At 46.8% G+C, this 4,800-nt stretch carries 5 protein-coding genes and 1 pseudogene; 1 reads left to right on the top strand and 5 read right to left on the bottom strand.

Annotated elements, in window-relative coordinates:
- Positions 1-726 precede the first annotated feature (726 nt).
- From F6J99_RS42160 to F6J99_RS42170, 4 genes and pseudogenes are all read right to left on the bottom strand, one after another.
- Positions 727-1,659, bottom strand: coding sequence for a GNAT family N-acetyltransferase (locus F6J99_RS42160; RefSeq protein ID WP_293122678.1), 933 nt, complete (start codon positions 1,657-1,659; stop codon positions 727-729).
- Between the two features lie 1,057 nt (positions 1,660-2,716).
- Positions 2,717-2,860 (bottom strand): annotated as a pseudogene (locus F6J99_RS45985) (hypothetical protein); the annotation flags it as partial.
- A 307-nt stretch (positions 2,861-3,167) separates the two neighbouring features.
- The gene (locus tag F6J99_RS42165; RefSeq protein WP_293122681.1) at positions 3,168-3,338 is read right to left on the bottom strand and encodes a hypothetical protein; all 171 of its coding nucleotides are present in this window, start codon (positions 3,336-3,338) and stop codon (positions 3,168-3,170) included.
- Between the two features lie 387 nt (positions 3,339-3,725).
- The gene (locus F6J99_RS42170; RefSeq protein WP_293122684.1) at positions 3,726-3,947 is read right to left on the bottom strand and encodes a hypothetical protein; all 222 of its coding nucleotides are present in this window, start codon (positions 3,945-3,947) and stop codon (positions 3,726-3,728) included.
- Positions 3,948-4,095: 148 nt separating this feature from the next.
- Here F6J99_RS42170 and F6J99_RS42175 point away from each other — a divergent pair, with 148 nt between their 5' ends.
- Positions 4,096-4,341 carry a hypothetical protein gene (locus F6J99_RS42175; RefSeq protein ID WP_293122687.1) on the top strand — a complete coding sequence of 82 codons (246 nt, stop codon included), beginning with the start codon at positions 4,096-4,098 and terminating at the stop codon, positions 4,339-4,341.
- 296 nt (positions 4,342-4,637) lie between these two features.
- Here F6J99_RS42175 and F6J99_RS42180 read toward each other — a convergent pair.
- Positions 4,638-4,800: DUF2281 domain-containing protein (locus F6J99_RS42180; protein WP_293122690.1), on the bottom strand; the 163-nt coding region annotated here is incomplete at its 5' end.

Raw genomic sequence — 4,800 nt, forward strand, 5'->3', positions numbered from 1 at the left:
ATTGTTCGTGGCTCTGTCAGTTTACTCACGAACATTGGATCATCCCTGAGTTCGTCAGCAAGTAATAGCGTACGCCAAGCTACCCCAAATGCATAATTCTTCTGTATTACATTATGAAGTACCCCATGGAGGTTGAATGGAAGAACAAAAACTCAACACGGATATGATGGATTAAGTAATATGAAGTAATTCCACCTTGCCTCACGTCCCATCAGCTCTCTGGATTGTTAAGAAAGATGTGACTAATGCATAGCTTAAAAAGGGGGACTTTGAGGTTGATAATTGTACCTCATACATGCAATCAACGCTATATTGTGTTCATGTGCAAAGTCCGGTGCGTTACCCCTATCGGCTAACACAAAAGCCCGGTGCGTTACCCCTATCGGCTAACACAAAAGCCCGGTGCGTTACCCCTATCGGCTAACACAAAAGTGCGGTGCGTTACGCCTACCGGCTAACACACCCTACTTACTAATATAATGTTAGGATAATTACCATCAACACCAATCACCCCATCACCCCATCACCCCATCACCCCATCACTGGTGGGCAGCTGGTGGGCAGTGGCTGATGATAGCTTTACGGCTGTTGGCCAATTCCCTTGCTAGCCACTGCCCACCCTACGATTAATTTCTCTCCCCATCACCCCATCTCCCCATCACCCCATCACCCCATCTCCCCATCTCCCCATCTCCCCATCTCCCCACACTCCCTATTCCCTACTCCCTACTCCCTACTCCCTAATTTCTTAAGACTCCGATACGCTTCAGTTAACGACGTCAAGTAAGGTTTAAGGCGACGATCCACGAATTGAAGCATGGGTTGGTTACTCTCCCCCACGGCAAAGGTATAGTAAGGAATATCACTATCGAGTTGAGCCATGAGAGATTCGGCAATTAGCATGGCACCACGGCCACGCCGTTGGAACCGTCGCACCACAAACATCGAGGTATAGCGGATAGTATCGGGGCCAACCCGGTGGTTCACCATCCAACCCACAACCTCTCCTTGATAGAGCAAACCCAAACTGTTGAGGGGTTCTAGTTTTGAGGGTTCCAGAAACGGAGACAAGGATTCAGGATACCAAACCTTTTGCTTTTGCCGTTGGTGAATCCGTTCCTCCTGGGCTGGGGTTAGCTCTGCCCAAGGAAACACGGTGAAATCTTTGGGGAAACGATAGTGGTGGACCCAGGGGGCTTGGGCAATATGTTCCCTGTCAGATTTTGCCAAAATTAAGGAAATTTTAGGGGTTTCCCATCCCAATCTTTTGAGCAAGGGTTCCAACGCAACGGTGGTCAGTTCTGTGGCTTGGTAAGATAGCTCCATTTGGCTACAACCCAGTGCCCGGACGTGGGCTTCCAGATGGGTGATTAACCCGCTGCCAACCCCCTGTCGGCGGTTTTCCGGGTGGACAAACAGGGAAAGAATGACGGCACTAGTGGTGTCGGTTTTGGGGTCTTTGCGCAGTTCTGCTACCAGCAAGCCCACCATTTCATCATTTTCTACTGCTGCTAAACCCAGCAGTTCCCCTAGAGGGCTGGCACCTTGCCAGTGGCTGGCAATGCTGGGGCAAGTGTAGTCATCGTATTCTAAAGAGGCAGCAGCATCAAAGTTTTCGAGCCACTGATAGGTAACTTGGGGGGAGTCGGTGGTGGTCACTGGCTTTGGGGAGATGGGGTGATGGGGAGATGGGGTGATGGGGTGATGGGGTGATGGGGTGATGGGGAGAATCGGGAAATTAATCGTAGGGTGGGCAGTGGCTGTTGCCTGAAATTAGCTAGCAGCCGTGAAGCTATGATCAGCCACTGCCCACCAGACAGGAACTTTTTTGGCGTTGCTGAATTAAGGAATGAATGCGCGATCATCTGGTTTTATTTAAGCCCCCGTTGGTCCCCCAAGTCTGGGGGACTTTGAGAGTTGTGTTCCCCCCAGAATTGGGGGGCTAGGGGGGCGAAACCATACCCAGAATCAGCAACGCCACTTTTTTTACTCTCTGTGTCATGCATTACCAGATGCGATCGCTTCCATTTTCAGATGGGGATATGGGGAGGAATCGTAGAATCGTAGGGTGGGCAGTGGCTGTTGCCTGAAATTGGCTAGCAGCCGTGAAGCTATGATCAGCCACTGCCCACCAGACAGGAACTTTTTTTACTCTATCTGTAAAGCAGCAGAAGCGTAGGGTGGGCAGTGGCTGTTGCGTGAAATTGGCCAGCAGCCGTGAAGCTATGATCAGCCACTGCCCACCAGACAGGAACTTTTTTTAACTCTATCTGTCATGCAGCCAGCAAATGCGATCGCTTCCATCTTCAGGATGCATCTAATTATTCCTGTTTGACTCAGTGGATGGAATGGGCATCTTGGTGAAATATCTTGGTGGAACCGGCATCTTGCCGGTTATCAATATTCCATCGCAGGCAGGATGCCCACCCTCCTATTCATGCCGCCCCTCATATCAAGGCTTCTGCCAAAAATATAAACCGAAAAAGAAGCCTGCTCCACAATGCCACTGGGGTAGCAAGCTCCTTTCAAGTCAGCCCTCAGTTTCGAGTACGACTCTACCTTCTTCGACTAATGCCCGCCAAGCACGCCCGTGCCAGGTAACCGAAAACAAGTTAGTAGCACAGGTAGCTCGCCAATTTATCCAGGCGAATCGTGCGCCATCCGAGACCAAAAAGAGGTTTTGACATTTTGATCAGATGGTGGTAAATTAAGGGCACTACTCTGCGTCGTCGCCCGCAAAAGGACCGTATTTCAATTCACCACTCATCGCCGCTGCACAGTACTGGGAGAGAGACTCGGAGACTGACTCCTCATTTTGCTTTGCTACCCCGTTCCGGGGCACAGGAGCGGTCTGTTTGGGTAGGAGTTTTTTCTAGGGCTAGGTTTCATCTCCATAGAATTAAACTTTCTGTGGTTTAGCTTATTGAGTTGGCTGTGCCTGTGTCAATAGGTTTTTTCTTACGTTTTGTTACGTGGGGAGTGGGGAGATGGGGAGATGGGGAGATAGGGAGATAGGGAGATGGGGATAATCGTAGGGTGGGCAGTGGCTAGCAACGGAATTAGCCAGAGCGGTGAATATATGATCAGCCACTGCCCACCAGACAGGAACTAATTTTTTTAGAGATGGGGTGATGGGGAGATAGGGATAATCGTAGGGTGGGCAGTGGCTAGCAACGGAATTGGTAAACAGCGGTGAAGCTATTATCAGCCACTGCCCACCAGCCAGGAACTACTTTTTTTAGATAGGGAGATGGGGAGATGGGGAGATAGGGATAATCGTAGGGTGGGCAGTGGCTAGCAACGGAATTAGCCAGAGCGGTGAATATATGATCAGCCACTGCCCACCAACCAGGAACTACTTTTTTTAGAGATGGGGTGATGGGGAGATAGGGATAATCGTAGGGTGGGCAGTGGCTAGCAACGGAATTAGCAAACAGCCTAGTGAATAATCAGCCACTGCCCACCAGCCAGGAACTACTTTTTTTTAGAGATGGGGTGATGGGGTGATGGGAGAACCTAATTAAGAAGAGTTTGATATTGATCGTGTGTGCCAATCCAAATCCAGTAATAATCGTTACCTTTCTTGATAGCTAAAGCCCGGTAGTTACGAGTGATACGCGCTGACGATTAAGGCAAAAGGCAAAAGGCAAAAGGCAAAAGGCAAGTGAGTGGATTCTATGTTTTTTAGTTAATTTCAATACTATACAGTTTAAATGCACAACAGCTTAAAGGATTTCATTAAGCTCCTTAATTTGATTGGTAGCAATATCTGCTTCTGCTTTGGCAATAAGGCTGTCTAGCTTTCCAGAGCTTAGGTCAGATTCTAGCTGTTGGTCCCACTTATGATCTAAATCATCTAAATATTTCTGTAAGCGGGCTGCCAGCTCTCGAATCTCGCTGTTTGGTAATTGTCGAATAGCTGTTTCAATTTGATCAAGGGTTAACATAAACAAGTTTACTATTTAGATTGATACTATGTTAGTATAGCTGTTTTCAATGTAGTGAGGTACAGAGTCCTAGGTGCTCCCAGATCCGCTGTTACCTGTTTCCTGTTCTATCAAAATACCATTACGTAAACCAACGAGTAAACTTGTGATGGAAAATAAAGTAATCGATGTCAGTGGTCTAAGTCCAAAACAGATTGCTATCATTACAGAAATTGTTGAGACTTTTAAGTTAGTTGCTCAACAAACTAATTTACCCCAAGATTATCGACAAGCTGAAACTCCCACAAAATCTTTAAACCTTGCCGAGAGAATCAAACAGCGTTTTGCCCATTTAGAAGATGTAGAAATTCCAGAAATTCCTAGAGATAAAATGCGTACTCCTCCTCAAGGGTAATCGGGAGTCGGGAATCGGGAGATGGGGAGATGGGGAGATGGGGAGATGGGGAGTTTTATTAGAATGTGTAGTGTGAGCTTTGGTATCAATAATACTATTCGCTTTAATCCCTAGACGGGTATCACCTAGTAAATACCAAAGAAAAGCATGAGTATCGAGAATATCTTTCATCTTATATCAGATTCGGATAATTAGTTATAAAAAACTTTATCCCTTGAAACCTTATTCTTTTACTTCTGCCTTCTGCCTTCTGCCTTGCTTTTGCGCCTAGTATAAGTATTCAACCGGAGATGATATTACATATATTCCGCCAAATCTTCTAATGGTTCATCAAAATCATCTGACATAATGATTTGACCTGCCCAACTACCATAACCGTGAGTGGTTCCTATCTTTTCGTGATCAGATTGTGTATTATTTGGATAGTTTTCTCGTAAATAGTCTGCATAATGGAATAGT

Origin of the sequence: Moorena sp. SIO4G3 (genome assembly GCF_010692305.1) — a bacterium.
GTDB classification, from domain to species: domain Bacteria; phylum Cyanobacteriota; class Cyanobacteriia; order Cyanobacteriales; family Coleofasciculaceae; genus Moorena; species Moorena producens_A.